The organism is Archangium minus (assembly GCF_044360475.1).
GTDB lineage: Bacteria > Myxococcota > Myxococcia > Myxococcales > Myxococcaceae > Archangium > Archangium minus.
This window is the reverse complement of sequence record NZ_CP043494.1, coordinates 10,140,022-10,166,015: the sequence shown is the minus strand read 5'-3', so window position 1 is coordinate 10,166,015 and position 25,994 is coordinate 10,140,022. Positions and strand designations below refer to the sequence as shown.

22 protein-coding genes and 1 pseudogene are annotated in these 25,994 nt (G+C 66.1%); 8 read left to right on the top strand and 15 right to left on the bottom strand.

What is annotated here, in order from left to right; translation table 11 throughout:
• Positions 1–87: 87 nt before the first annotated feature.
• Positions 88–1,626 (top strand): hypothetical protein, encoded by a 1,539-nt coding sequence (locus F0U60_RS41545; RefSeq protein ID WP_395808305.1) that lies wholly within the window; start codon positions 88–90, stop codon positions 1,624–1,626.
• On the opposite strand, the gene F0U60_RS41540 is transcribed toward F0U60_RS41545, so the two are convergent.
• The 5 genes from F0U60_RS41540 to F0U60_RS41520 all read right to left on the bottom strand — a co-directional run bounded on the left by F0U60_RS41540 (position 1,620) and on the right by F0U60_RS41520 (position 8,704).
• Positions 1,620–2,333, bottom strand: coding sequence for an alanyl-tRNA editing protein (locus F0U60_RS41540; protein WP_395808303.1), 714 nt, complete (start codon positions 2,331–2,333; stop codon positions 1,620–1,622). The genes F0U60_RS41545 and F0U60_RS41540 overlap by 7 nt on opposite strands.
• A gap of 93 nt (positions 2,334–2,426) precedes the next feature.
• Entirely contained in the window at positions 2,427–3,383 is a 957-nt protein-coding gene (locus tag F0U60_RS41535) for a hypothetical protein (protein ID WP_395808301.1), read from the bottom strand.
• Positions 3,384–3,451: 68 nt separating this feature from the next.
• Positions 3,452–6,568: an adventurous gliding motility lipoprotein CglD gene (cglD, locus tag F0U60_RS41530; protein WP_395808298.1), complete on the bottom strand. Its 3,117-nt coding sequence runs from the start codon at positions 6,566–6,568 to the stop codon at positions 3,452–3,454.
• A gap of 157 nt (positions 6,569–6,725) precedes the next feature.
• A complete protein-coding gene (locus F0U60_RS41525; protein WP_395808296.1) occupies positions 6,726–7,139 on the bottom strand; it encodes a VOC family protein in 414 nt (137 codons plus the stop codon).
• An 11-nt stretch (positions 7,140–7,150) separates the two neighbouring features.
• The gene (locus F0U60_RS41520) at positions 7,151–8,704 is read right to left on the bottom strand and encodes a formate/nitrite transporter family protein (RefSeq protein ID WP_395808294.1); all 1,554 of its coding nucleotides are present in this window, start codon (positions 8,702–8,704) and stop codon (positions 7,151–7,153) included.
• A gap of 137 nt (positions 8,705–8,841) precedes the next feature.
• Between F0U60_RS41520 and F0U60_RS41515 the strand changes: the two genes are divergently transcribed.
• From F0U60_RS41515 to F0U60_RS41505, 3 genes are all read left to right on the top strand, one after another.
• Positions 8,842–9,156: a hypothetical protein gene (locus F0U60_RS41515; RefSeq protein ID WP_395808292.1), complete on the top strand. Its 315-nt coding sequence runs from the start codon at positions 8,842–8,844 to the stop codon at positions 9,154–9,156.
• 73 nt (positions 9,157–9,229) lie between these two features.
• Positions 9,230–10,156, top strand: a complete 927-nt coding sequence (locus tag F0U60_RS41510) for an ABC transporter ATP-binding protein (protein WP_395808290.1) — start codon at positions 9,230–9,232, stop codon at positions 10,154–10,156.
• Positions 10,153–10,914 (top strand): ABC transporter permease, encoded by a 762-nt coding sequence (locus tag F0U60_RS41505; RefSeq protein WP_395808288.1) that lies wholly within the window; start codon positions 10,153–10,155, stop codon positions 10,912–10,914. The genes F0U60_RS41510 and F0U60_RS41505 overlap by 4 nt, the downstream gene beginning before the upstream one ends.
• 10 nt (positions 10,915–10,924) lie before the next feature.
• On the opposite strand, the gene F0U60_RS41500 is transcribed toward F0U60_RS41505, so the two are convergent.
• From F0U60_RS41500 to F0U60_RS41480, 5 genes are all read right to left on the bottom strand, one after another.
• Entirely contained in the window at positions 10,925–11,287 is a 363-nt protein-coding gene (locus F0U60_RS41500; protein ID WP_395808286.1) for a hypothetical protein, read from the bottom strand.
• Between the two features lie 41 nt (positions 11,288–11,328).
• Positions 11,329–12,438, bottom strand: coding sequence for an FAD-dependent oxidoreductase (locus F0U60_RS41495; RefSeq protein WP_395808284.1), 1,110 nt, complete (start codon positions 12,436–12,438; stop codon positions 11,329–11,331).
• Positions 12,435–13,829 (bottom strand): LodA/GoxA family CTQ-dependent oxidase, encoded by a 1,395-nt coding sequence (locus F0U60_RS41490; RefSeq protein ID WP_395808282.1) that lies wholly within the window; start codon positions 13,827–13,829, stop codon positions 12,435–12,437. The genes F0U60_RS41495 and F0U60_RS41490 overlap by 4 nt, the downstream gene beginning before the upstream one ends.
• A gap of 355 nt (positions 13,830–14,184) precedes the next feature.
• Positions 14,185–16,395 carry a peptidase domain-containing ABC transporter gene (locus F0U60_RS41485; RefSeq protein ID WP_395808280.1) on the bottom strand — a complete coding sequence of 737 codons (2,211 nt, stop codon included), beginning with the start codon at positions 16,393–16,395 and terminating at the stop codon, positions 14,185–14,187.
• A 65-nt stretch (positions 16,396–16,460) separates the two neighbouring features.
• Complete coding sequence (locus tag F0U60_RS41480) at positions 16,461–16,625, bottom strand: hypothetical protein (protein WP_395808278.1); 165 nt, start codon at positions 16,623–16,625, stop codon at positions 16,461–16,463.
• Between the two features lie 201 nt (positions 16,626–16,826).
• Here F0U60_RS41480 and F0U60_RS41475 point away from each other — a divergent pair, with 201 nt between their 5' ends.
• Positions 16,827–16,958 carry a hypothetical protein gene (locus tag F0U60_RS41475; RefSeq protein WP_395808276.1) on the top strand — a complete coding sequence of 44 codons (132 nt, stop codon included), beginning with the start codon at positions 16,827–16,829 and terminating at the stop codon, positions 16,956–16,958.
• A gap of 69 nt (positions 16,959–17,027) precedes the next feature.
• Here the strand turns inward: F0U60_RS41475 and F0U60_RS41470 are convergent, their stop codons facing one another.
• Complete coding sequence (locus tag F0U60_RS41470) at positions 17,028–17,603, bottom strand: C40 family peptidase (protein WP_395808274.1); 576 nt, start codon at positions 17,601–17,603, stop codon at positions 17,028–17,030.
• Positions 17,604–18,032: 429 nt separating this feature from the next.
• Here F0U60_RS41470 and F0U60_RS41465 point away from each other — a divergent pair, with 429 nt between their 5' ends.
• Positions 18,033–19,880 (top strand): monovalent cation:proton antiporter-2 (CPA2) family protein, encoded by a 1,848-nt coding sequence (locus F0U60_RS41465; RefSeq protein WP_395808272.1) that lies wholly within the window; start codon positions 18,033–18,035, stop codon positions 19,878–19,880.
• A 103-nt stretch (positions 19,881–19,983) separates the two neighbouring features.
• On the opposite strand, the gene F0U60_RS41460 is transcribed toward F0U60_RS41465, so the two are convergent.
• From F0U60_RS41460 to F0U60_RS41450, 3 genes are all read right to left on the bottom strand, one after another.
• Positions 19,984–23,136 carry a hypothetical protein gene (locus F0U60_RS41460; protein WP_395808270.1) on the bottom strand — a complete coding sequence of 1,051 codons (3,153 nt, stop codon included), beginning with the start codon at positions 23,134–23,136 and terminating at the stop codon, positions 19,984–19,986.
• Between the two features lie 278 nt (positions 23,137–23,414).
• Entirely contained in the window at positions 23,415–23,936 is a 522-nt protein-coding gene (locus F0U60_RS41455; protein WP_395808268.1) for a DUF11 domain-containing protein, read from the bottom strand.
• A 345-nt stretch (positions 23,937–24,281) separates the two neighbouring features.
• Complete coding sequence (locus F0U60_RS41450; RefSeq protein ID WP_395808266.1) at positions 24,282–24,680, bottom strand: hypothetical protein; 399 nt, start codon at positions 24,678–24,680, stop codon at positions 24,282–24,284.
• Between F0U60_RS41450 and F0U60_RS41445 the strand changes: the two are divergent.
• Both F0U60_RS41445 and F0U60_RS41440 read left to right on the top strand, forming a co-directional pair.
• Positions 24,624–25,130 (top strand): annotated as a pseudogene (locus tag F0U60_RS41445) (transposase); the annotation flags it as partial. The gene F0U60_RS41450 and the pseudogene F0U60_RS41445 sit on opposite strands and share 57 nt — an antisense overlap.
• 82 nt (positions 25,131–25,212) lie before the next feature.
• Positions 25,213–25,440 (top strand): transposase, encoded by a 228-nt coding sequence (locus F0U60_RS41440; protein WP_395808264.1) that lies wholly within the window; start codon positions 25,213–25,215, stop codon positions 25,438–25,440.
• 148 nt (positions 25,441–25,588) lie between these two features.
• Here the strand turns inward: F0U60_RS41440 and F0U60_RS41435 are convergent, their stop codons facing one another.
• Positions 25,589–25,990 (bottom strand): hypothetical protein, encoded by a 402-nt coding sequence (locus F0U60_RS41435; protein ID WP_395808263.1) that lies wholly within the window; start codon positions 25,988–25,990, stop codon positions 25,589–25,591.
• Positions 25,991–25,994: the final 4 nt, after the last annotated feature.

Here is a 25,994-nt window from a genome sequence, read left to right as displayed (position 1 = left end):
TCGACTTCTCCCTCCCGCCTTCCTGCCTCTCCCTCTCTTCTGAGCTCCCCGCTGCTCTGGGGGTTCGTAGGCTGGGCGTTGGCGCTGATGCTGGCGCACCATGCGGTGTTGCTGTCGGGCCTGCGGGTCACCCACGGGGACGAGGGCGATGCGCGCTTCGTGCATTACGTCCTCGAGCATGGCTTCCGCTACCTGAGAGGTGACGCCGCTCACGCGCGCTTCTGGGACGCGCCCATGTTCCACCCGGCCGCCAACACGACTGCCTACTCGGATCCGCTGCAGGGCGTGTTGCCGCTGTATGCCGTCTGGCGTGCCGTGGGCATGTCACCGGACAGGGCCTTCCAGTTCTGGGCATTCACCGTCACCTCACTGAACTTCCTGTCGGCGCTGTGGCTCTTGCGCAAGGGGGTGGGAGCGTCCTCGGGCGCGGCGATGGTGGGCGCGGTGCTCTTCGCCGCGGGGTCCTCGCGCATCAACCAGGCCAACCACCCCCAGCTGCTGCCGCAGTTCTACAGCGTGCTCGCGGTGGGAGCGCTCCTCGCCCTGGCTCGCCCGGAGACCTCACGCCGGGCTGGAGCCGGATGGGCCGCGCTGCTGGTGGCCGCCTGTGTGGCGCAGCTGTACGCCGGTTTCTATTGGGGATGGTTCCTGGGCTTCTTCCTCGCCCTGACGGCACTCGTCGCGCTCGGCTTCCCCGACACACGTGCGAAGTTGTTCCAGGGCCTGCGTACTCACGGACCGGCGCTTCTCCTCTGGGGAGTGGTGGGGGTCATGGCCCTGCTGCCGCTCGTCCAGCACAGCCTGGCCGCGGCGCGGGAGGTGGGGCTGCGCTCCTTCGGCGAAGCCGAGGGCATGGTGCCCCGCTTCGCCACCTGGTTCCACATGGGTGACACCAACTGGCTCTACGGGTGGACGGGCCGGCTGAAGACTTTCGCGCGCATTCCCGTGGAAGGGGAGCACCGGATGGGGTTGGGCGTGCTGACGCTGGTGCTCGCGGGGGCGGGGTTGTGGCACGCCCGGCAGCGTCCGGTCGCCCGGCTGTTGATGGGGGTGGTGCTCGTCACCGTCCTGATCGCCACGCGCTACCGTGGGGGCCTGATGCCCTGGTGGCTGGTGTTCCACGGCGTCCCGGGCGCCAACGCGGTGCGAGCCGTTTGTCGGATGGGGGTCTGGATGTTGCTCCCCGCCTCCGTGGGACTGGCCCTCTTCCTGTCGCGCCAGGCACGAGAGGGAAAGGCCTGGGTGGCGGCGCTGCTGGGGAGTGTGTGTCTGCTCGAGCAGGGCCAGAGCGGGAGCACCTTTGACGTGGCGGCCGCGCGCGCGGACGTCCAGTGGGTGGCGGGACAGGTGGGGTCCGGCTGCCAGAGCTTCCTCTACAGCCCGGCCGGAGGGAACGAACCCTCCTGGAAGTACCAGATCGACGCGATGTGGGCCTCCTTCGAGCGGGGAGTGCCCACCCTCAACGGCTACTCCGGCAACGCGCCGCCAGGCTGGGCGTTGGAGCCGGTGATTCGCGCCGATGCTGCGAGCGCGGCCCGGCTCGACGAGGCGGTGCGGGCCTGGGCACGTGCGCGAGGGCTGGACGTGTCGAGCATCTGCCGCATCGAAACCCCGCCACCTCACTGAGCCGTCAGCGTCCAATAGAAGCGCTTGTTGTCCTTGCCCTTGTTGTCGAACTTCCTGATGCGCGCCTGGCCAATCTCGCGCATCGAGTGCACGTGCGTTCCGCCGCAGGCCTGTGCATCGAACCCTGCGATCTCAACGATCCGCACCTTCCCCTCCACGATCGGTGGGAGGACATTCAGGGTGCGGATGAGCTCGGGCCGGCTGCGGAACTCCTCCTCGCTGATGACCGAGGAGGTGACGGTGTGGCTGTTCTGGAGCACGTCATTGACGCGGCTCTCCAGGTCGGGAATCTGTTCACGCGTGAAGCCGGTCAGCTTGAAGTCGATGCGTGACTCCTCGGGGCCGAGCTGCACGCCCGTGATGACGCCGCCGAAGTGTTGGCGCGCGACCGTATTGACGACGTGCATCAGGCCATGATGACGCATCAGGGCGTGTCTGTAGGACCAGTCGAGGGTTCCTCGTACGGCCTGGCCCGCCGCGAGCTCCCGCTCGGTGCGGTGCCATATGCGGCCCGCGTCGTCCTCTCGGACTTCGGAGACCGCGACGGTGTCTCCCTCCAGGCTCAAGTGGCCGCGATCACAGGGTTGCCCGCCGCCACCTGGGTAGAAGGCCGTTCGTGACAGGACACACCATCCATCTGCGCTCTCGAGCACCTCCGCGTTGAACTCACGTTGGTACGAGTCCTCGAGATAGAGCCTGACCGTCATGAGGGGACGTCTCCTTGTTGGCGTCAAGGATGGCTGCTGGGGTCTTCGTCCGCGCCTAGACGATGACCTGCCTGATTTCCTGACAGCTGCGCGTTATGCCACCGGGCGTTCCTCGGGATGGAGTGACCGCAACAGGCTTGTCAGGAACCGCACCGAGAGGACCAGCAGGAGCCCGATGGATGCGCCGGCGGCGAGAGCGGCCTCGGTCACGTCCCGCCCGTTCGGACATTGCACGCCCTCACTGTGGTACTGGAGCCCCTCGATGCCGCAGACATGCTGGGACACCACGTCATTGAGCGGGCCGATGGTGGCGGGGGCGAGCCACGAGAAGAACGCCAGGAAGAACGCGGCAATGACGATGACCCCGATCGTGTTCCGGTTGATGGCCGCGGGCTGAGGAGGGAGCGACACTTCGTCAGGCACGGGGGTCGGCACCCCGCGCCCACTCTGCCGCTTGCGCAGCGCGAGGGCGAAGGCGAGCAGCGGCACCGCCTCGCCCGGCATGCGCGGCTCGAAGGCCGCCTCGAACTGGTCGTCGTTCCACCGCAGCCAGCGCAGCCGGTGGGTCAGCAGGAAGGCGCGGTCCATGGCAGAGGGGAAGAGCTCGCCGCCCGGCCACTGCGGGAGGGTGCCATTCTGAGCGAACGTCGCGAGCGCCTCGTCGAACCGTGCATCCTCCGTGCGAACGCGCGGCACGGGAGGCATCGGTCCCAGGAGCTTCTCGACGATATCGGGGGGGATCATCAGCAGTCCGCCGCCCGGCAGCGGCATCTTCAACCGCGTGCTCGTCTTCGATTCGATCTTCTCGGAGTCCGCCCCGGGTGGCAGGGCGAGCTCGTCGTAGCCTTCAACCACGATGTCCGGGGCGGCGTCTGATGTCGCGACCCAGTGGTACTTGCCGTCGTCCGAGAGCGTGACACGGTGCTTGGCGAGCACCGGCTCGATGTCGCGCAGCCAGGCGTGCCACCTTCGCCGCTGAATCACGCTCACGAGCGCGACCGCGGCGAAGAGGATGACACACAGGACCCGCACGATTTCGACCGCGTTCATATTCGCTCCCAAGACCGGGGCGGCATTGTAGCGCCCCGGTCCGCGATCCAGCGCACCTGTTGAACGGATTACGGCGTGCAGGCGCAGAGCGTCATGTCACACCGGGTACCCGCGCCGCAGGTCCCACCACAATCGGGCTTACAGACGCACTGGGTGCCCGAGGCCCCGCACTCCAGCCTGGGGCCTTCACAGTGGTCCGGCTCGGTCGGGCTGTAGTTCGGGTCGTTCTCGCAGGGAATGACGCCGTTGGGTGCCTTTACCGAGTCCACCCAGTGCCGGTACGACACCGCCACCTGGGTCGTATCGCTCGCGGGACGGCAGGCGCCGAAGAAGGAGAGGGTGCGCGCGTTGCCGTCGAAGTCGAAGCCGTTGACCGTGCTGCGCGGAATGTTGTTGCTCGCCGTGCAGACCGCCGGGTCGAGCACGTTGCCCATGGCCACCTTGATGGACGCGCCAATGGGCGGCTCGAGGGTCTTGTAGCCCGCGTTACCGATGGCATCGGCGATGATCGCTTCCATGGAGGCCTTGATGGAGGCGGTATCGAGGATGGAGCCGAGCACGCCACCCGAGGCGTTGACCACCACTGCGTGGCGCTGCCTGGACATGCCGCCCACGGGCTGCGGGTTGAACTCACGGCTGCTGTTGGACAGGTCGCAGCTTCCCGTGGCGCAGCCGCAGGCCTGGCCGGATGGGCACACGATGCCGTGCACGGTGATCTGCTTGCCCGTCTTGTTGGTAGGCGGTACCAGCGAGTTGTCTCCGAAGAACCTCACGAAGTTCGCGACGCTCTCGCAGGAACTGCCGGCCATGTCCGGGTTACCCCCTGAACCGCAGTTGGTGGCGACCGAGGTGTAGCCAGTGGTCTGATCATCCGCGTCTCCGAGCAGCACGACCACGAGGGTGGCATCCTGGCGCGCCTTGAGACTGGACTCGGGGGCTCCCGGGGCGGTGCCCGGCGTCAGGTCGTCGATGGCCTTGCGAGCCGCGCCGAGCACTCCCTCCGAGCCATTACCGCCGATGCCAACCCAGCAGCCGCCGTTGGTACCCTCGGAGGTGCTGCCGGGGCAGGTTGCGGGCTCGGGCGTCGTGGGGACCACGCTGCACGTTCCCCCGAGGGTGCTCGAGCACGTGCTGTTCTCCGTGAGCCAGGCCTTCACCTTGTTCACGTTGCGGGTGAATTGCCGCAACTTGCCCATGTTGCCTGTGCTCGAGGAGACCGTGTGGTAGCTCGAGGTGACGAGCGCCATGCGCCAGTCCAGCGACGAGGCATTGAGCGCGTTCACCGCGGACTGGGCGGTGGCGGCCAGCGACATCTGTGAGGTCATCATCGAGCCGCTGTCGTCCACGACGAAGAGGAAGTCCACCTTGGACGTCGGGAGGGTGAAGCGTTCGCACCGTACCGCCGTGGGCTCGCCGAACTGGGCGAGCGCGGAGCCATCCGAGAGATCCTTCGCGGAGAAGGCCGCGGGCGTACCGCGGTTGTCACCCGTCACGCTCGCCAGGGGCGCCACCGCGATGAGCACCACGAGGCTCTGGGCCGAGCGGTGCACGAAGAGCGTCTGGAGGCGGAAGTTGCCCGTGATCCCCGCCGCCGTACTGCTGAGGCGGCCCGTGCTGCCCGGCACCAGGGCGTCCACCAACTGATCCGTGCGGCGCTTGAGGTCCGTGGTCGTGCCGTCCTGATCATAGAAGGCCTGCACGGCGTCGAAGCCCTCCCAGGTCTTGAACAGCTGGGCGGTGCGGTTGCTCAGGGCGCCCTTGGACGCGATGGCGGGCCGCAGTGCCTCCTCGTCTCCGAGCGGATCCATGGCGCCCGCGGGCGGGGTGGTGCGGAAGGCCAGGAAGGCGATCTTCGACGTGCTGTCGTAGCCGACCAGACCTTTCACCTCGGCGCCCGACTTGATCTGGGTGACCTCCGTGAAGGTGGGCGGCAGTGCCAGCTTGATATCCGGCCCGCTCTCGGAGCGGAAGGTCACGGGGCGCAGGTTGTCGGCGGTGCATACCTGAGCGACCGGACCCGTCACGTCGCCGCCGTTGTTGGGGTCCAACTCACCCGGATCCACCCTGCCGTTCTGATTGCTGTCCTCGACTCCGTCGCTCACCCCGTCCCCATCGGTGTCCGGCTGGGTCGCATCCGTGGTCGTGCCGGGGTCCATGTCTGGGAGGAAGTGGGTGCACTTCGCCGCGTCCGGGTGGGTGGTGACGCCCCGCTCCACTCCGTCCACGATGCCGTCACCATCGGTGTCCGCCTGGCGCGGATCGGTCTCGCTGGCCTCCCGGCTTCCATTGGCGTTCTGGTCCTCGCCCTTCACGCTTCCGGAGTTAGGGCCATCGACCAGTCCGTCACAATCGGTGTCCTTGAGCAGCGGGTGGGTCTCGGTGCCCTCCACCTTGCCGTTCTTGTTCGCGTCCTCCACGCCGTCCCACAGACCGTCGCCATCCGTGTCCGCGTTGACCGGGTTCGTCTTCAGTGCGGTATCGGCGTCCTTCGGCAGGGTGCAGTGGGTTCCCGTCACCGGCTGGTCGATGCCCAGCTCGAGCCCATCCTGGAGTCCATCCCCATCGGTATCCGCCAGGCCGGGGTCGGTGTGCTTGCCACTGCCCCGATCCGTCTCGAACTCGACCTTGTCGCTCAGACCATCGCAGTCCGTGTCCTTGGTGGCGTTGTTCGGATCGCTGGGATCGGGAGGCCGAGGCCCCGAGCCGCCGTCCGGAACATCCGAGCCGCCGTCCGGAACATCCGAGCCGCCGTCCGGAACATCCGAGCCGCCGTCCGGAACATCCGAGCCGCCGTCCGGAACATCCGAGCCGCCGTCCGGAACATCCGAGCCGCCGTCACCGGGATTGTTCCGGACGCACCGGAACTCCTGGCAGACGTATCCTTCCGCGCAGTCCACCGTCTGGATGCACTCGGCGCGACACACGCCCTGCAGGCACAGGTGCGGCTCGGTACAGTCTGAGTTGTAGATGCAGCCCTGGACTCCCGCATCGTGCCCGGCGTCACCGGTATCCTGGTGGACGCAGCGCTGGTCGGTGCAGGCGTAACCCTCTTCGCAGTCGACGTTGCTCTTGCACTCCGGGACGCACGTGCCACTCCTGCACACGTTCGAGCCCTCGCAATCCGAGTTGTAGACGCACTCGGGTTTCGGAGCCGGACAACCCACGGCCGTCGTCAAGATGGCCACGAGCAAAGGCAGCCCGAGGCGCAGTGGTCCTCGGGATAGCTGGGATGCACGAATGGAAGACACGGAAGGACTACCCCCTCTTGCACAGCACCACTGAGGGTCAGTCCTCAGCCTCGTGCTGGCGGGGGAGCACTAAGCAACCGGGCACGGGGACACGTCAAGGGGTCGTGTTACCCCTTACGTCCTCGTAGAGCTCCAGCGGCAGGTCATCCGGGTCCCTGAAGAAGGTGAAGCGCTGGCCGGTGTGCGGATCGACGCGGACCTCCTCCGTTTCAATTCCGTGAGCCTTCAGGTGTGCGATGACCGGGTCGATGTCCGCGACCGTGAAAGCCAGATGGCGCAGACCGCAGGCCTCGGGTCGGGTGGGACGAGGCGGCGGATTCGGAAAGGAGAACAGCTCGAGCTGAATCCCCGGACCCAACTGCAGGTCCAGCTTGAAGGAGTTCCGCTCGGCACGATGCACCTCCCGGATGATCGGAAGGCCCAGGAGCTCTGTGTAGAAGGCCTTGGAGCGCGCATAGTCCGAGCAGATGAGCGCGACATGGTGGACCGAGCGGAACAGCGGTTTCATCCTGTGACACCTCAGTGTTGCGTCCCACGACGGCGGAGGACGTCATGCATCCGCCTTTCGCTGCGCCGCAGCGAGTGCGCCTGAACGTAGCCGAGCAGCGTCACGAAGACGAGGCCGCCCACGAGGTTGCCCAGCAGCGCGGGCAGGAAGTTCATCCACGCCCACTGCCGCACCGACACGGGCGCGCCCAGGCCCATGGCCATGAAGACCTCGGCCGCCGAGATGACGACGTGGTTGAAGTGTCCGGCCGCGATGAGGAAGCCCATCATCCAGATGATGAACAGCCGCGAGCCCTGCCCGCGTGCCGCGAGCAACAGCCACGTGAGTACTGTCATCAGCCACCCAGCGAAGACAGCCTTCATGAAGGCCGTGGACCAGGGCACGAAGACCTTGTCGTGCGCGAGCTGCACGAGGAAGTGTTTCGCGCCGTCCGCAATGACGCCCGGACGTGAGACGAGGAACGCGAACACCACCGCGCCCACGAGGTTGAAGGCCAGCGTGGAGCCCCACAACACGAGCAGGTCGCGGACCTTCCCCCGGCCGCTCATCAGCCCGGTGACCGGGATGAAGAAGTTCTCGGTGAACAGCTCGCCCTTGCCCACGAGGAGGATGATGAAGCCGATGGGGAAGGCGAGCGAGCCCAGCAAGTGCACTTGATTGTGCTCCATCACGTGGCTCCACGGTCCGGCCGTCCAGGCCATGGCTACCGCGCCGAAGCTCACGGCCAATCCGCCGATGAGCGCCGTCATCGCGTGGGCCATTGTCATCCGGTGGAGCCGCCGCTCGCCGAGCGCAATGGCGGTGTCGATGACCTCCGGTGATTCGGCGCTCAGCTCCTCGGTGGGGCTCGAGGTCTCCTCGGTGATTCCGGAGATGCGCTCGAGGACCTGCTCCACGGTGTTCGTCAGGCCCTTGAGCCGGTCGTGTGAGGCGAGCAGCTCGGCGGCGGCCACCTTCCCGATGCGCTGGAAGCCTCGATACGCGAGCTGCGCCAGACACTCGCGGGCCGCCTGGAGGCCGCGCAGCAGCTCGGTCATCTCCGTCTGGGCCTTGCCCATGGCGACCAGGGCACCCGCGGAGGCCCGCGGACCCGGTGCCTCCATCCCTTCCAGCTCCTTCCGGAGGGTTCTCCATATGGCGTCGAAGCCGTCTACGACCTCCTCGACGAGCGCCGCGAGGAAGCGATCCGTGCCCCCGGGAGGGTCATGGCGGAGGAATCGTGCGCGAGCCTGTTCCACGGGCCGAAGGGAACGGGCCTCCGCGGTGAGCACGGCGTCATCGGTGAGCACCACGTCCAGCCGCTCCCACCGCAGGGTTCCCTCCTCGTTGGTCTCCGGGACGTTGAGGCGGACGAGGAGCTGGCGGGGGAACTCGACAGCCCCGGGCGCGAAGTCCGGGTCCTGGAGCTGGTGCAGCAGGCTCTGATGGAGACCGAGCGACTGCCGGAGTGCTTGAAGCTCCTCGCGGGAGGGGTGGAGGGTGCGCAGGTGGCGCAGCTCACGGTCGGGCGCCACCTTCCAGCTCACCGTGTCCAGGGAGGGCGTGGGAGTCTCGGTATTTCTCACCCGAGGAGCTTGGGCATCCTCCCAAATCAGAGCAGCCATGGGCCCTTCGCTACAGCAGAGACCACGGTGACTGGCGCCTGCTCGTGCGCTCGGCGTGCATGGCTCGAACGTTGAGCACAGCACATCCGGGAGGGGAGGTGCTCTCCGTCCGTGTGGGCCAGCAACAGCCTATCCTCATCGTGGCGGATTTGAGCGAGGCCACGACCCTGGAGCTCGAGGGGGGGCGTTATCTCAGCGAGCATATCCAGCCAGAGTGGATTCTAGGCACCATCTACATCGGAGCGCGGTTGCTGCACAGGGCCGTGTCCAAGGGCATTGCCCTCGCGATGCACCTGACCGGGCGCACGGATGCGAGCGCGCTGACCAAGGTCCACTTCGTTGCCTCGGAGGCCCAGGCGCGCGAGCTCATTGACCGGCTGCGTGCGGAGCGGCTCGGGAAGGTGGCTTGCTAGATGGAGTTGTGAGCGTCATTCCGCGCGGGTTCGGGTACGGTCACGCTTCATTGCCTTCGGTGAAGGGTGTCTCGTGCAGCCGGTCATCTCCGTCAAGAACCTCAGTAAGACCTACGCCTCGGGCTTCCAGGCGCTCAAATCCATCAACCTGGAGATAAAGCGTGGGGAGATCTTCGCCCTGCTGGGCCCCAACGGGGCCGGCAAGACCACGCTGATCAGCATCATCTGCGGGATCGTCAACCCGAGCGGAGGCACAGTGCTGGCCGACGGGCATGACATCTTGACGGACTTCCGCGCGGCCCGGTCCAAGATCGGGCTGGTGCCGCAGGAGCTGTCCACCGATGCGTTCGAGAGCGTCTGGGCCACGGTGAACTTCAGCCGCGGCCTGTTCGGAAAGCCCCGCGATCCGGCCTATATCGAGAAGGTGCTGCGCGACCTGTCGCTGTGGGACAAGAAGGACGCCCGGATCATGACGCTGTCCGGCGGCATGAAGCGCCGGGTGCTGATCGCCAAGGCGCTGTCGCACGAGCCACAGATTCTGTTCCTTGACGAGCCCACCGCGGGGGTCGACGTCGAGCTGCGCCATGACATGTGGCAGATGGTGCGCCGCCTGCGTGAGAGCGGGGTGACCATCATCTTGACCACCCACTACATCGAAGAAGCCGAGCAGATGGCCGACCGGATCGGGGTGATCCGCAAGGGCGAGCTCATCCTCGTGGAGGACAAGGCGGTGCTGATGCGCAAGCTCGGCAAGAAGCAGCTGACCTTGACGCTGCAGCATCCGTTGGAGCGTATCCCCGAGGCACTGGTGGGGCTTCCGCTCGAGCTGTCTAACGCAGGGACGACCCTGGTCTACACCTTCGACTCCCAGGTCGAGGAGACCGGCATTGCGACGCTGCTGCAGAGGTTGGGCGAGCACGGCATCAGCATCAAAGACCTGCACTCCAGCGAGAGCTCGCTCGAGGACATCTTCGTCAGCCTGGTGAGGGCCCAGTCATGAACCTGTATGCGATCCGCGCCATCTATCGGTTCGAGATGGCCCGTACCTTCCGCACGTTGATGCAGAGCATCGCCTCGCCGGTGCTGTCCACGTCGCTGTACTTCGTGGTGTTCGGCTCGGCGATTGGCTCGCGCATGGGGCAGATCGACGGTGTCAGCTATGGGGCCTTCATCATCCCCGGCTTGCTGATGCTGTCGCTGCTGAACGAGAGCATCTCCAACGCGTCGTTCGGCATCTACATGCCGAGGTGGTCCGGCACGATCTACGAGGTGTTGTCCGCGCCGGTGTCCTACGTCGAAGTGGTGATCGGCTACGTCGGTGCCGCGGCCACCAAGTCAGTGATGCTGGGCACGCTGATCCTGGCGACGGCCCGGGTGTTCGTGCCCTATGAGATTCAGCATCCGCTGTGGATGGTGCTCTTCCTGCTGCTCACCGCGGTGACCTTCAGCATGTTCGGCTTCATCATCGGCGTCTGGGCGGACGGCTTCGAGAAGTTGCAAGTCATCCCGCTGCTCGTCGTCACCCCGCTGACCTTCCTTGGCGGTGCCTTCTACTCGATCAACATGCTGCCGCCGCTCTGGCAGAAGATCACCCTGTTCAACCCCGTGGTGTACCTGGTCAGCGGCTTCCGCTGGAGCTTCTACGGCGCCTCCGACGTCAACGTGGTCGTCAGCGTCGGCATGACCCTGGGGTTCCTCTCCCTGTGCCTCGTGGGCGTGTGGTGGATCTTCAAGACGGGGTACAAGCTGAAGTCCTGATGGACCGGCCTCAGGGGTCGCAGGCGACGGGGTACGCCGCGACGCTCACCACCGGAGCACTGTGAGGCACCTGGACCCAGGCACTGGAAAGGGTGGCGCGGGTCCAGAGGGCATTCTCCAGGCCCACGGCGACGAGGGTCCCGTCCTTCAGCGTGGCAGCACCCTTCACCGCCTGGCTGAGGGGAATCTGCTTGTAGGTTCCACTCAGCTCCTGCTTCCAGCGCGTGGTGTCCTTTCCAATGCCCAGGATGACGCCGTTGCGCAGCACGGTCATGGCCGCGAGGGCAGGTGGCCAGGAGCCCAGCTTCTCCCACGGCGCCTGCACGGTCCTTCTCATCAGGAGGGTGTTGTCCGGTCCAATGCCAAGAATCATGGGATTGTTCTCTGGGTTCGAGGTTTGTCTTTGAATGGCATTCAGGCCGCGGTGGCGGCGGGCTCCTCCATCCGTCGCCGCCAGAAGGGCTCGTCCGGCCAGCGGCGCTCGGTGGCGTAGTGGCCGAGGCGTGCCTCCAGGTACCGCGCGAACTCGGAGGACTGGGCCTCCGCGTACTGCTGGTGCGCCGTGCTGTCTCCTTCCTGGGCCGCACGGAGGGCCGCGGCAGCTCTGTGTCCGGAGCGGAGTGCCTTGAGGATGCCACCTGAGGACAAGGGGTCGAGCCCCGACGCGGCGTCTCCGACAGCCAGCCAGTGCTCTCCAGCGGAGCGCTCGAGGCTGCTGGTCTCGCATGGACGCACGTGGAGCCGGAGGTCCTCCGGCAGCGTCCCCAGGCGCTCCCGGATGTACCGCGTGGCGGACAGCAGCGCGAGCCACCCAGAGGGCCGGAATGCACCTGCGAGCGCGAGCAGATCCGCATCGCTGAGGAGCGAGACAATGACCCGCTGGTCGGGCAGGGGCGCGGCGTACCACCAGCCCAGCGGGGTGGACTCGACGAGCAGCGTCTGCTCCAGCCTCTCTGGTTGCGTGAGGACAACGGACACGCTGCACAACGCGTCCACCTGGTGCCGCCGCACGCCGCACTGCCGTGCGATGGAGGAGGCCCGCCCCGTTGCATCCACGACCCGCTCGCAGGTGAGGTTCAACTCCCCGGAAGGAGCGTTGGCGTGGACGTTCCACGCGCCCGGGCCCCGCTCGATGTACACGGCGGAGGTGAGCCTCAGGATGGGGACCTGATGCGCCTCCGCGTGGTGGGCCAGCAGCGCGTCGAAGCGCTGGCGGTCCACGTGCCAGCCACCCCCATAGGGGTTGGTGATGAACGGGTGGAACTGGGGATGCTCGGAGCCCCAGACCGCCTCGATGCCATGAGAGGGGATGAGGTCCTCACCGGCTTCGGGCAGAGGCACACCCAGGCGCAGCAGCTCCGCGTGCGCCAGTGGGGAGAGCGTCTCCCCGGGTCGCCACCGGTCGTACTGCGTCCGCTCGAGGACACAGACCGGAATGCCTTCCCGAGCCAGGGCGAGGGCGGTGGTTGTCCCCGCCACGCCCCCTCCGACCACGATGACGGCGTACTGGCGCGCGGGCCTCATTTGACGGACTCCCCCACCTTGGCCTCGAAGTACTCCTCGCCCTCCTTGAGGATGAAGCCGAGCGTCGACCCGTTCTTCTGCCTCTGCGCGTCCTGCTCGAGACGCTCCGGGCCGAGCTTCTCACTGGGGTAGAAGTCCGCCTGCCAGGGCAGCGCCATCTGCTGCGAGAAGAAGCCCGGGCCAATGGGCATGAGGTCCGGGAAGACGCGCGCGCCGTGTTTGATGCGGAACGGCTCCGCGTACACATTCTCGTGGCGGATGAGCCAGCTCACGTCGATGCCCGGGAAGAAGGGCCCTCCCGCGCAGTTGTCGAGCGCCGCGAAGTCGAGCCCCTCCGGCGTGAAGACGCCAGGGGTCGGAGGAGCCTCCGGTTTGCCGTCCCAGTCCTCGAGGAACTTCCCGTCCTTCCACTGCCGCAGCAGTGCGTACTGGACGTGGGTGAGGCTCATGAACTGCGTGGATTTGCCCGTGAAGGCCTCGTCGCCCAGCGCCTTGGGCATCTGTTTGGGATCGACCTTCGTCCCAGTCGAATCGGGGTTGTGGACCTGGCGTGCGAGCAGCGCGCGTTCGAGCAGGGGTTGGATCTCCCGCTTGAACGAGGGCTTGTAGTTCTTGAAGGACTTCGTCGCCTCGTTCCAGTCCTCCTTCTGCGCCTTGAGCTCGGCGAGTCGTCCCTGGAGGAACGTGCCGTTGTCAGGCGAAAGAGGGAGCTTGCGCACGGCGACGTCCCACATCGTGTCGGAGAGCCGGACGATGTTAGCCACGGACGACGCGAAGTCGGGCGGACCCACCAGGCACCAGGCGGGGTCCGCGGCAATCTCCTCTGCGTAGCCGTTCTCGTTGCGCACCACGATGACAGCGCTCACGGGCCCGTCGGCCATGTCACCAAGCCACGTGTCGTTGTTGACGTGTCCGCCGAGTACCAGCAGGTGGCCGGCCTCGTCCGTGCGCAGCTCCCCAAGGAACTTGATGGGAATCTCTGGGTTGGGGTTGTCGAACCGGACGGAGCTCTGCCTGACGCCGGAGATGATGCGCGGGCCTGGGTCGAACCACTTGCCAGTAGTGCCGTCTTGCCCGTCGAACTGGAAGCAGCTGGCCTTACGGTTGGCCAGATGGACAGTCCAACGGATGGCAACAATGTTGGCCGTGGACAGGGTGATCTCCCGCTTTGGGTAGAGGAGGCCACAGCACCCCTCGTATTCCCAGACGCGGAAGCGCGCAGCCTGACGCTTCACGCGGCCCTGGGCGTCCTTGAAGGGCAGGACGCGCCCCGTGGCCGGAGCGGGGTTGGGCGCCACACCGGGCTGCTCGGGGCCGATGAAGAACTCGGATTCGGGGTGACCGACCCGGGCGATACCCACTGCGGGATGGATGCGGAACACTCGGGACATGGTGCAGCCTCCTCATTCGTAACCCAGCCACTCGAGCTCCTCGTCGAGGTGGGTGCCCAGGAGGGGGTCAGGCGTGCGGACGCCGAGTGTCTTTGAGGGCATTTTAGTGCCCGCATGACTCGTGCGAGTGCGGCAATTCTTGACATGGTACTCCCCCCTGTTGCTGGCCCGGGGAGGACCCTGCCTTCTCGTTTCGTTGAACCCCCGGGATTCTAGGAAAGTCGAGTGTGCTGACATGTCATTGACGTGTCAACACGCGCGCTGACATGTCAGCGCGTGAGGCTCGAATTTCCTCGAGATGTCTGCCCTTGAGGACGAGGTCTTCGTTCTCTTGATTACAATCGAATGTATGGGTTCAGCCCTCCAGCTGATCCTCCACGAGCCGCCGGTAGGCGCCTCCCTCGAGGGCCAGCAGCTCCGCGTGAGAGCCTTGCTCCACCACGCGTCCTCGCTCTAGCACCACGATGTGGTCCGCTCGGCGCACAGTGGAGAGCCTGTGGGCCACCACCACCAGAGTCCTGCCGGCGGCCTCGCGCTGGAGCGACTCGGTGATGGCGCGCTCGGTGGAGGCATCCAGGTGGCTCGTTGCCTCGTCGAGGAAGAGCACGCGTGGATCGCGATAGAGGGCACGCGCGAGTTGCAGCCGCTGCTCCTCGCCCCCCGACAGACGTACGCCTGCCTCGCCAATGCGCGTCTCCAACCCGCGAGGCAGCCCGAGCAGGTCTCCCAGGCAGGCCGTGCGCGCCGCGTGGAGCACCCGCTCCCGGTCCGGCTCCGGGTCCCCAAGCGCGATGTTCTCCGCGAGCGTGCCATCGAAGACGTCTGTCTTCTGGAAGACATAGGCCACGGAGCGACGCAGGCCCGCCAGTGGCAACTCCTCCAGGGGCCGGCCGTCATACAGGATGCGCCCCTCCTGGGGTCGGTAGAGGCCGGACAGGAGATGGGAGAGCGTGCTCTTTCCCGCCCCCGAGCGACCCACGATGGCGGTCATCTTCCCCGCGGGCAGCGTGAAGCTCACGTCCTCCAGTGTGGGCGGCTCGTGAGGCGAGCCGTAGCGGAACGTCACGTGCTCCAGCCGGATCTCTGGTGCACGCTCCAGGGCAGGAGGCGCGCGCTCCGCGTCCTCGAGCGGCTCGGGCTCCACCTCGTGCACGACATCTACCCGGCGCAGCGAGAGCCCCACCTCCTGCAAGTCCCTCACGAAGCTGACGAGGTTCTGCAACGGCGCGAGCACCAGGCCGAGCACCGCCGTGGTGGCCACCATCTGCCCGAGCGTCAGCGTTCCAGAGATGACCAGCCAGGCCTCGTACAGCAGGATGCCCGCGAACATGGCCTGTCCCACGAAGAGGGTGCCGGCCTGGTGCAGGGTGTCCAGCCGCCACAACCGGTGGCTGGCCTCCAGGTCGCGCGCCTGGAGCCGCTCCCAGGCGGTACGCAACTGCCGCTCGGCGCCGCACGCCTTGAGCGTCTGGATGCCCGAGAGCATCTGCATCTCCAATCGTTGGGTCTCGGCCCCGACCCGGAAACGCTCGGTGTCCAACTCGGTGCGCCGGGGCAGCACCCACAGGGTCCACCCCACGTAGGTTGCGGTGCTCGCGAGGAAGATGGTGAAGATGCCCACGCCATAGCGCAGCAGCAGCGCCCCGTAGCCCACCAGCATCAAGCCATCCAACAGCACCGAGGCGGACGTGCCCTGCAGTACGCGGCGGATGCGCTGGTGGTCCCCCAGCCTCCGCAGCAGGTCTCCCCGGTGGCGTCGGGCAAAGAAGGACAGCGGCAGCATCAGGAGCCGCTCCCAGAAGCGCGTCAGCAGCAGCGTCGAGTAGCGCCCCGACAGCCAGAAGAGCGCGGCACCACGGGCCACTATGGCCACGGCCTGCGAGACGATCACCCCCGCGAGCGCCACACCGATGGTCCCCAGCAGCGGCACCGCCCTCCCAGCCACTGCCCGGTCCACCAGTCGCTGCAAGAGAAAGGGCTGCGCGAGTGCGAGCCCCTGCAGCAGCAGCGTGGCCAGCAGCGCCTGCGCCAGCAGCGCTCGGTAGCGAAGCAGCCCCTGTGCGAAGCGCCTCAACGGGGACGGACGGCGCACCTCCTCCTTCGGCTGCGCCGGGCGGAATACCGCCTCGGTGGGCTCGAGCAGCAGCAGGATTCCCTTCCAGTGCTCGCCCAGCCGTGCACGAGGCACGCGCCGCAGCCCGGCCGCGGGGTCTCCCACCACGGCCTCACGTGCGTTCACCTCATACAGGACGACGAAATGATCCTCGTTCCAGTGCGCGATGGCGGGCAGCAGCGCGCGGCCTTCCTCGTCCTCCAGGTCACTGGGGTCCTCCACCTGCACACCGCGCGCGCTCCAGCCCAGTTGCTGCGCCACGGTGAGCAGATCGAGCAGAGAGGTGCCCCCAGCTCGCACGTGCGCCAATTCTCGCAGCAGCTCGGGCGGATGCCGGACACCATGCCAGGCGGCAACCATCTCCAGGCAGGCGGGGCCGCAATCGGCCTCCTCGAGCTGGCGTCGGATGGGGTAGCGCCGCCAGGGGGCGGCGAGGCGGGAGAGGGGAGACACGCCTCTGGGTTATCACGGGCGAGGCCCTGAAGGCCTCGCCCTGGTACCGCGGGAGACGTCCGCGACTACAGCGAGTCGCAGCCGCCCGGCTCCTCACCACAGGCGGTGGTGGTGGTCGCCTTCACGTTCTCGGCCGGCGTGTAGCCGCGGCCACCCTGCAGGCGGGCGAGGTCCTGGATGAACAGCTCCTTGATGGCCTTGCTCTTCTTCTCGTTCTTCTCGTTCTTCACGATGCCTCCGGGGGGAAGAGGAACAGCGAGACCGGATTACTTTCCGGCCGGGCAATACAGCCCTGGCTCATCCTAGCGAATCCGTGGAACGTTGGAAGAGTTAGGAAGAGCCGGTAAACGCGCTGGAACAGGGGAGCTCGCGATAAATTCGACATCACCGTTCAGAACGAGCCGCTGTTCCAGACTCCGGACTACCCCAGCATGGGGATGAGCTCGGAGCAGCAGCGGCAGTTAGGGCTCCACGTCTGGCTGGGGCAGTGGGTGGGGGTCTACAGCGATGCCAACGCCCACAACTGGGCGGCGTTCGACCACTTCGAGCTGGTGAAGAACTAGCCCCGCGTCCCCGGTGGGGAGCACCCGTCTTGTGGCGCTCCCCACCGTGTGAATCGTGTCGCTTCTGGCTCAGCCCTGGACCCGGACCACGGAGCTGGCGATGAGGCACGGCGACGGGTTGCTCGAATCGAACAGGCGCACGCTGCCGTTCAAGATGTGGGCCTCCACCTCCTGAGGGGCGCCCGTGTTCTTGTTGTGGCCCATGTAGATCGACACGTGCGCGATGTTCCCCGCGGCGCAGGAGCGATAGATGATGAGGTCTCCCGGGCGACGCTCCGCGAAACGCACGGTGCGGCCCCAGGAGCTGAGGGTTGACACGCTCACACGCGACACATTGAAGCCTGCCTGGCTGTAGGCGAAGTAGGGCAGACCGACGCTGTCAAATCCATCCGGACCCGAGCCGCCGGCGATAACGGGCTTGCAGATCTGATCGCGGGCCACCGTGAGCGCCTTCTTGACGTTGGCGGAGTCGGGCTCTTCCCAGAGGTAATCCGCCGGGCGCGAGCACACCTCCTGCTGCTCGACGCCCATCCGCTCCTCCGCCGCTTCTCCCTCCCACTCCTCGGGTCCCACGTTACAGCCGACCAGGGAGAGGGCGAAGATGCACGAAGAGGCGACGAGAGACATTGGCTTGTGGAAGGACACGGTTGGATTCTCCTGAGAATGAACGTCAATCCAGTGGCTGGGAATTGAGAGAGTCCATCACGCATCTCCGCGGAGGCGCGTTCCAGCTGCGATGGTGGATGCGGCTGGCCGCGAAGGTCTTCCGATCGATGGAGACATGTCTCTCCCTTCGCCGGTATTGAGGTGACAGCGGGGAGAATCGGGTCAAAGAAGGAGCGCCCCCCGGCACGTTCTTCATCCACTTGTCCGATTGTTCGGACAAGTTGGACAAAAGTTCGGTCGGAGCGCCGCGCGGCCTCGTTCGATGTCCACTGGCCCCCGACCACGCCGTCGAGCCCTTTCACCCCGCGTGAAGACTCGGAATATGCCGGGGTGATACCCGGGACGCCTATCGCGGGGGCCCTCGATTGGACTAGGAGGGGGGCCGTTCCCCGCTTTCAGGTACTCGCCATGGCCGCCAGCCCCGAGGCTCCCGTCTACTTCCAGGCGCTCATCTTCCTTGGCGCGGCCGTTGTCGCCGTGCCCCTGTTCCGCAAGCTGCGCCTCGGCTCCATCCTCGGCTATCTGGCCGCGGGGCTCGTCATCGGCCCTTTCGGGCTCGGGCTCCTCTCTGACTCCACCTCGGTGATGCACGTCGCCGAGCTCGGTGTCGTGCTCTTCCTCTTCATCATCGGGCTGGAGCTGAACCTCTCGCGGCTGTGGGCCATGCGCCGCGACATCTTCGTGCTTGGCACTGCGCAGGTTGTCCTCTCCGGCCTGCTCACCATGCTCTACCCGCTCCTCGTGGCGGACCGCCCGTGGAAGGCCTCGCTCATCGCAGGGCTGGGCCTCGCCTTGTCATCCACCGCGCTCGTCATGCAGCTGCTCGGCGAGCGTGGTGAGGTGCAGCAGCCCCACGGCCAGAAGGCGTTCGCCATCCTCCTGCTGCAAGACCTGGCCATTGTGCCGCTGCTCGCGCTCGTGGCGCTGCTGTCCCCGTTGGACTCGGAGGGAGGGGACCCCGCGTGGCTGTCCGCGGCCAAGATGGTGGGCGGCGTGGCCGCGGTAGTGCTTACGGGCCGCTATCTGCTCAGCCCCTTCTTCCGAGTGCTCGCGAGCGCGGGGGCTCACGAAGTGATGACGGCCGCCGCGCTGCTCATCGTTATCGCGGCGGCCACGCTGATGACGTACGTCGGGCTGTCCTCGGCGCTCGGTGCGTTCCTCGCGGGCGTGTTGCTTGCTGAGTCGAGCTACCGGCACGAGCTGGAGGCGGACCTGGAGCCCTTCCGGGGGCTGCTGCTCGGTCTCTTCTTCATCTCCGTGGGCATGACGGTGGACCTTCAGCTCATCGCGAGGAGCTGGGCCGTGCTGCTCGGCGCGGTGGTGACGCTGACGGTCATCAAGACGACGGTGGTGTATGGGCTGATGCGGCTGCTGCGTCACGGGCACGAGGTGTCCATCCGCACCGCGCTGCTCCTGCCTCAAGGGGGCGAGTTTGGCTTTGTCCTGTTCTCCACCGCGGTGGCCGCGGGGGTGATGGAGCAGGAGCAGGCCACGCTGCTCGTCGCGCTCGTGACGCTCACCATGGCGCTTACGCCCCTGGTGGCCGCGCTCGTTCCCCTACTCGTCGGCACGCGCGCGGCTCCTGAGCGAGAGGAGCGCTTCGATGGTGCGCGCGGCTCCGTGATTATCATCGGCTTCGGGCGATTCGGACAGGTGGTCAGCCAGCTCCTGCTGGCGGAAGGAGTGGACGTCACCGCGATCGACAACGACGTGGAGATGATCGAGGCCGCCGAGCGCTTCGGCTTCAAGGTCTACTACGGTGACGGCACGCGGCTGGACGTGCTGCGCGCGGCGGGCGCGGAGCGGGCTCGGCTCATCTGCGTGTGCGTGGAGCGCAAGGAGGCGGCCACGCGCATCGTGGAGCTATGCCGGACGTCCTTCCCGCTCGCGGAGGTGTACGTGCGCGCGTACGACCGGGTGCACGCGTTGGAGCTGCTGGAGCACGGCGCGCATTTTCAGCTACGGGAAACCCTCGAGAGCGCCATCGTCTTCGGGCGGGCCACGCTCGTGGGACTGGGGCTGTCTCCGGAGCGCGTGGCGGAGGTGGAGGAGGACATCCGCCAGCGAGACCGGGAGCGCTTCGCCTTGCAGCAGCAGGGGAGGGACCCCAGGGCAGGCAACGACAAGCTCTACACCCGCCCAGTTCCCCGCCCCGAGCCGTTCCTCCCCCCTCAGCGGCAGGCCATCGCGCTGAACCCGGTTCCAGGCACAGGGGAGGACTCCGATCAGGATGGGAAGGGGAAAGGGGACCGCTAGCACGAGCGGTCCGGTTTCCGCTGTTGTTCAACACGACTCGACCGCGGAAAGAATTCCCCTCGGTGTAGCCCCCAAGGGGTCTCCTGCCCGCGGCCGCGCGCGCTCAGGGCTGAGCGGCGACCGTCACTGTCAGCTGCGCCTTGTCGTTGTCGCGGTTGGCGTCATGATCCAGGAGATCGGAGAGCGCGAACGCGTCGAGCTTCAGGGTGCCGACCGTGTTGGGCGTGCCGGTGATCGTCACGGTGGCAGAGCCGCCGATGGGCAGGTCGCCCAGCTTGCAGCGGATGCCTCCGAGCTCGCCGCGAGTGCACGTCCCCTGAGAGGATGTGAGCGAGGTGAAGGACACGGACGGTGGCAACTGGGTGGTGGCGATGACGTGAGGCACAACCGCCCACCCTGTGTTGTGTACCTTCAGCGTGAAGGTGATGGGCTGACCGGCGACAGCGGGCGAGGGGCTCGCGGTGAGCTCCGCTGCGCTGTCGTACTGGAGCACGAGCGGCTCACAGGCATCCCCGAAACCATCGCCATCCGCGTCGGCCTGGTTGGAGTTGACGGTACTCGGACAGTTGTCCTCGCCGTCAATCGTTCCATCGCCATCCGAGTCGTATTGGTTGAGCGCTTCGATGTCCATGGGGCTCTCCGCCTCCGGGCCCCACGTGGTTCCGGCGTTGGTCTCGACCGGCCTCGTGTTCTCGAACTCGAACCTCATCAGCTCCCAATCGTTGTAGCCCACGAGCGCGCTGTACGGGTCGGTCGTACCGAGCGCGATCTGGGGGCAGGCCTCTTCAATACGCTTGATGTAGTTGATGTTCTGCTTGGAGCTCCCAGGCTTGCCGTCCCAGTCGATGGGGCCTTTTGCTGACACCACCTTGACGTCACCCGCGTCGTTGCCGTGCACCACCATTCGATCGAGGCCCGTGTATTGGATGCCAATGGACTCATCCAGCGCGCCCTCGTAGAGGACGTGGTATTCGCCCGTGAGGACGGGCAGGGCCGCGTCGGAGAAGCTCAGCGGGCGCTTCGTATCTCCCCACGCATGCCGGAGCTGGAGGGAGTAGGACATGACACTCAGGTAGTTGGGCTTGCAGTTCTGCGCATCTTCACCGCCGTGCAGGAGCCCCAGCATGTGACCCAGTTCATGCATGTAGGTCCCCTTCTCGTACTCCCGAATACCGCAAAGCACACGGTCCTCGCTGCCATAGCAAGAGGTGGATTCATCACCCGTGTAGCTTCTCAGGGACGAACGAGTATGGAGCGCCACGAAGCCGTCGTTGCCGGTGAAATCGGCGATGCCGGACGACTTGGGGGCATCGTTGAACGAAGTACCGAAGATGAAGTAGCGGAAGGCGAGGTGGCGAGCGCCCAGGATGCTGGTGCACTTCGGGCTCTCGCGGTCCTTCTTGGAACCGAAGTGCCCCGAGCCACAGAGGGAAGGGATCGTCCCGAACTTCACGTCCTCGAAATAGGGCGGGGGCAGGGCGATGCCATTGTCCAGCTTCCTCCCAAACGAGAGGGTGCCTGTGGTGATCCGATCGGTGTCGTCCACGAGCGTGTGAAGCGCGATGTCCTTCTTGGCGAAGACCTTCGCCACATCGTCAAAACCTACCACGGACGGCCGTACCTCGTAGTCCACCTCCACGAAGATGTCTTTTCGTTCAGGGGCGGCACCAAGCGCCGCGAGATCGAGGTCGATCTCACCATCTTGATTGAAGTCGATGCCATGGCGCTCCCAGTGGTCCATCAGCCCGTCGTCGTCGCTGTCCAGACGCGTCGCACGAAGCAGCAGATCGCCATTGGCGGTGCTGACCTTGAATGCCAGCCGGTGGTCCCCCCGGTGCACGGCTCGGGGGAGCGAATCAATCACCTTCGCGCTCGCGATGGGGTCCCAGTAGTCGAAGCCAGTGACGACCCGATCACCCAGTGTATCGCCCACCTGCACTGCGGGCACGGGGCGCGCGATGCGCGCGGTGAGCCTCTTGGTTTCAAATTCCAGGCCCCTGAGGTCGACTCGTACGGTCCACAGCCCCAGGTTGGTATTGAATTCACCGAAGAAGCTGGCCTTGTCCGGCTTCGCGGAGAACGCCACCACGAAGCTATGGTAGTCGATGTCCGTGCTGCCCACGGCGTTATGGACGACCGCGACGCGCCCCGTGCCGTAGCTGGCGAAGGAGACGGGATCCGGCTCGCCGCCGGTCGGGTTGAGGCCCAATTCGCCGGGGACTCCGATGATGCGGATCAGCCGGTAGTTGCCGGTGCTGCCCCGGATGCTCGCGAAGACGCCGGGTCCCTCATTCGTGTGCAGCGCGGACGCGCCAGCACTGTTTAGCACGCCCTGGAAGACGACGATGCTGCCGTCGTCACTGATTCCCGGGTACTCTCCGACCTCGGAGAAGAAGAGCGAGGTGGCGATGTCCGTTACCGTTTGCAGGCTCTTGTTTCGCAGGCGGATGGTGGCCTGGGTCGCGCTTCCCTCCCGGCTCACGATGAGACCGTCATCGGAGATCATGGGGCGCGCCATGGTGGGGGTGGAGACCGTGGTGTAGGTGGGCGAGGCGCCCGTGCCCAGCACGTTCGTCGCGCTGTTGTTGGCGTACGCCGCGAAGGCGAGCTCCTTGTTGTTGTTCATGCTGGAGCGGCTGATGAGCGAGTTGAAGTTGCTCCCGGACTCGCCGCTCTTGGCCAGCACGACGTTCGTGTTGGGATTCGCCGTGTCCCAGCGGCGCTGGAAGTAGGCGCCGCCCGACGCGCGATCCTGCGCGAAGATCCATCCATCATTGGAGAGTTGGACGTGGTCGCCGAAGCTCCGGCTGGAGGAGACCCAGTTGGGGGTCACGTTGATGGGCATGACCGGGGCCAGGCTGACCACCGGAGCTTCCGGGGGCGAGCCGTCCGAGTAGAAGAGCGCTTGTCCTCCGGAGACCGAGGCGGAGAAACCCACGCGCCCGTTGTCATTGATGGACGGCCCGGTATTCAGCCCGGTGATGGGCTGCTCACCCGTGGCGGCCAGCACCTCGATTTCGTAATGCTTGCCATAATACCTGGCCCCTACCTTGGGCGAGACCACGACCGGGGCGCGCTGGCTGCCATGCTCGGAGGCACTCTCCTCCGGGGCGGTGGTGTTGTCTGGGACTTCCGTGGAACCACAGGCGGTGGCGAGCAGCGCGGCGACCATCAGTGCACAGCGCTGGGCGCGCGGCGCGGATAGGCCTTGGCTGGACGCGTCAAGAGGCCCGGTGACGCGATTGAACGATTTCACAACTCTACCTTTTTCCCGCGTCCGGCCCCGCTCGGGATTGTCTCTACAGGAGGTTGTCGTCGCATTCTCGTGACACAGCCATCAGGCGTGCCACGGTCGAAGCGTCGACGGGCCTCTCATACCAGACAATCCGTGGAAGTGAATCAAATTCCTCGTGGAGCGAGGCCACTCTGCTGCTCCTGTATTTGTTGCTCGTGAGTGTTCGAGGCGCGATGCGAGAAATTGTCGGGCCATGAGAATGTTTGGAGGTCAAGCCAGGAGCCCGCTCGCATGGCGGCTCAGGGCAGGACAGTTAATGAGAGAGTCGGCGTGTCATTGTAGCTGTTGGCGTCGTGGTCGAGCGCGTCAGTCACGGCGAGCGCATCGAGCTTCACTCTTCCTTCCGAGCGGGGTGTTGAGACGACAGTCAAGGTGGCGGAACCGGCGATGGGCAGATCGCCCAGTTTGCAGCGGATGGAGTTGTGCTCGTGAACAGTGCAAGTTCCCTGCGAGGGGGTGAGCGAGATGAAGGTCAGGGGGGGCGGTAGCCGCATGACCGCGACAATAAATGGAGCCACGACGGGCCCGTTGTTGCGAACGGTAAGGGTGAGGGTAAGGGGTTGGCCGACACGGACGGTGGTGGAAGAGGTGGTCAGGGTTGCGGAGGTGTCGAGCGTCAGGGGCTTGGGCTCGCAAGCATCACCGAAGTCATCACCATCGCTGTCCTCCTGCCCGGGATTGGGGGTGGAGGGGCAATTGTCCTTGCCATCCGCCCACCCGTCCCCGTCGGAGTCGAACCGGTTGAGTGCTTCGATATCCATGGGAGCCTCGTCCTCTGGACGCACCGTCACGATGCTCCGAGGTGGTCTTTCGGATGGAGTGAGAGGGGCTGCGGCCATACAGCCAGGGCCGCAGGCGAGTATCGCGGCGGAGAGGGCGAATACCGTACGCCGTGCGGAACCGGCGGCCCAAGGGCTCACCAGAGGATGGGGACGGGAATGGGCGACAGCGAAATTCATACTTCCTCCTTTCCGTGCAATCTATACGTATAGATGAAGCTCGGGACTCGACACTCAAATGCCGAGGGTACGACGCGCAAGAGCCATCAGTTGAAGAGAGCCCTCTTCCCGAGTCCGGGTAGAATCGCATATCCCTCGAAGCAGCAGTCAAGAATCTCTAATGCGAATTCCACTGAGCCCGACATCCGAGAAGTCAGGCTGAACAACCTCACCATCTCTGCGTTCCTGGAGCCAGCTCTTAACGATGGAAATCGCCTGGTCGGGCCGCTGGTCCGCTGGATCGCACTGGCATGCCAGCTGCCTGGAGGCATAGGCCATTGTCAAACACATCCACACGACCCTGCCGTGGCCTTCCTCCCATCCCTTATCCCACAATCCACGCACGATACTGTCGCACGACTCCACCAGTTGCACGAGGGACTTCCCTGAAGGTTCTTCGTAAAACTCGCGGTATTTTGTGTTCCAGCACCGCTCCAACCGTTCAATCCAGTGAGGGCTCGAAGTAAACTCAGGAGGAGTCTCGAACTGCGGAAAGTAGTCAATCATGCATTCAACTCCTCACCGGAGCAGGGCGCCCTGTTGGAAGTAGCCGCCAGCGAGAAGCCGGAGCGGGAGGAGCAAGCGAAGAGCTCCGCCCGCTACGCCTCGCCGAGACCATTCCGGGAGTGGACACCGGAGCAGGGGCAGTTGCTGCCGCAGTACGCGCGGGAGGTGCTGGGAGAGGGACATCTGGCGTGCTTCTTCGTTGAGGTGCGCAAGGCGCTCGACTTCAGCCCCATTCTGAAGGCGTACACGCAGGAGCGCGGGCAGCCGCCCTACCACCCGGTGATGATGACGCTGCTGCTCATGTACGCGTACGCGCGGGGCATTACGAGCAGCCGGGAGATTGAGCGGCGGTGCGAGACGGACATCGCTTTCCGTTACCTGACGGGAGGAGAGAGGCCCGACCACGACACGGTGTGCACCTTCCGGGTGCGGCACCTGGAAGCCTTCCGGGCGCTCTTCGTGGACACGCTGAGGCTGGCGCGTAGCTCCTCCTCGAGGACGCCCGCCGGCGGGACTGAGCTTCAAGGAGCGAATGAAGCGCAAGCTTTTGACGAAGCGGGGACGCAAGGCGTACGCGCGGCGCAAGGTGACGGCCGAGCCGGTGATTGGGCAGGTGAAGAACACAGTCCTGCCACGCTTCTCGCTGCGGGGCCTCACCAAGGTGCAAGGGGAATTCTCGCTGGCGTGTGCCGTCCACAACCTCAAGAAGTTGTGGAAGCTGGGCTGGGAGCTTCCCAGCCTGGCCGCGCAGGCGGCGTAGCGGAGAAGGTCGCCGCGAGGCGGCCACGGCTCCACGGCATCGCGCCTGTGGTGCCATATGGCTCCCGCTACGCGCACCCTACCTCTGGCCGATTCGCCGACAGGCTCCTAGCTCGCTTCGCGGTAGGCGATGAACGCAGGGAGGGCGCCTACGCGACCAGCACGGTCAGCCCGTGGAGCAGGTGCAGGGCCTGTTCACGCGTGGGCACACCTGCCTCGCGCACGAGTTGCACGGGAGGAACCTGGCTGCCCACCTCGTGCTCCAGCGTGCGCAGTGCCTCGCGGCGGGCCTGGAGGACGCGCTCTCTCGACGAGGGGGGAAGGTGCTCGGCGGCCCAGGCGTCGATGGCCCAGGCCAGCTCGGCGTGGCGCAGCTCGTCCCGTGAGATGGGGCCTAACGCGCGGCGCACCTTGGCGTCACCGGCGGTGCGGGCCTGCCAGGCCGTCACCAGGGCACCGAAGGTCTCGCGCACGCAGCCCTCGACAGCGTTCTCGGTGACCATGGCCTCCAGGGAGCGGGGCTGGAAGGGATGGATGTCCACCTCGGGCATGCGC

What these genes read in the sequence shown, in the direction of transcription:
- F0U60_RS41545 (WP_395808305.1), top strand. Translation starts at nt 88, where the DNA reads ATGCTGGCGCACCATGCGGTGTTGCTGTCGGGCCTGCGGGTCACCCAC.
- F0U60_RS41540 (WP_395808303.1), bottom strand. Translation starts at nt 2,333, where the DNA reads ATGACGGTCAGGCTCTATCTCGAGGACTCGTACCAACGTGAGTTCAAC.
- F0U60_RS41535 (WP_395808301.1), bottom strand. Translation starts at nt 3,383, where the DNA reads ATGAACGCGGTCGAAATCGTGCGGGTCCTGTGTGTCATCCTCTTCGCC.
- F0U60_RS41525 (WP_395808296.1), bottom strand. Translation starts at nt 7,139, where the DNA reads ATGAAACCGCTGTTCCGCTCGGTCCACCATGTCGCGCTCATCTGCTCG.
- F0U60_RS41505 (WP_395808288.1), top strand. Translation starts at nt 10,153, where the DNA reads ATGAACCTGTATGCGATCCGCGCCATCTATCGGTTCGAGATGGCCCGT.
- F0U60_RS41500 (WP_395808286.1), bottom strand. Translation starts at nt 11,287, where the DNA reads ATGATTCTTGGCATTGGACCGGACAACACCCTCCTGATGAGAAGGACC.
- F0U60_RS41495 (WP_395808284.1), bottom strand. Translation starts at nt 12,438, where the DNA reads ATGAGGCCCGCGCGCCAGTACGCCGTCATCGTGGTCGGAGGGGGCGTG.
- F0U60_RS41490 (WP_395808282.1), bottom strand. Translation starts at nt 13,829, where the DNA reads ATGTCCCGAGTGTTCCGCATCCATCCCGCAGTGGGTATCGCCCGGGTC.
- F0U60_RS41475 (WP_395808276.1), top strand. Translation starts at nt 16,827, where the DNA reads ATGGGGATGAGCTCGGAGCAGCAGCGGCAGTTAGGGCTCCACGTCTGG.
- F0U60_RS41465 (WP_395808272.1), top strand. Translation starts at nt 18,033, where the DNA reads ATGGCCGCCAGCCCCGAGGCTCCCGTCTACTTCCAGGCGCTCATCTTC.
- F0U60_RS41455 (WP_395808268.1), bottom strand. Translation starts at nt 23,936, where the DNA reads ATGGATATCGAAGCACTCAACCGGTTCGACTCCGACGGGGACGGGTGG.
- F0U60_RS41450 (WP_395808266.1), bottom strand. Translation starts at nt 24,680, where the DNA reads ATGATTGACTACTTTCCGCAGTTCGAGACTCCTCCTGAGTTTACTTCG.
- F0U60_RS41440 (WP_395808264.1), top strand. Translation starts at nt 25,213, where the DNA reads ATGAAGCGCAAGCTTTTGACGAAGCGGGGACGCAAGGCGTACGCGCGG.
- F0U60_RS41435 (WP_395808263.1), bottom strand. Translation starts at nt 25,990, where the DNA reads ATGCCCGAGGTGGACATCCATCCCTTCCAGCCCCGCTCCCTGGAGGCC.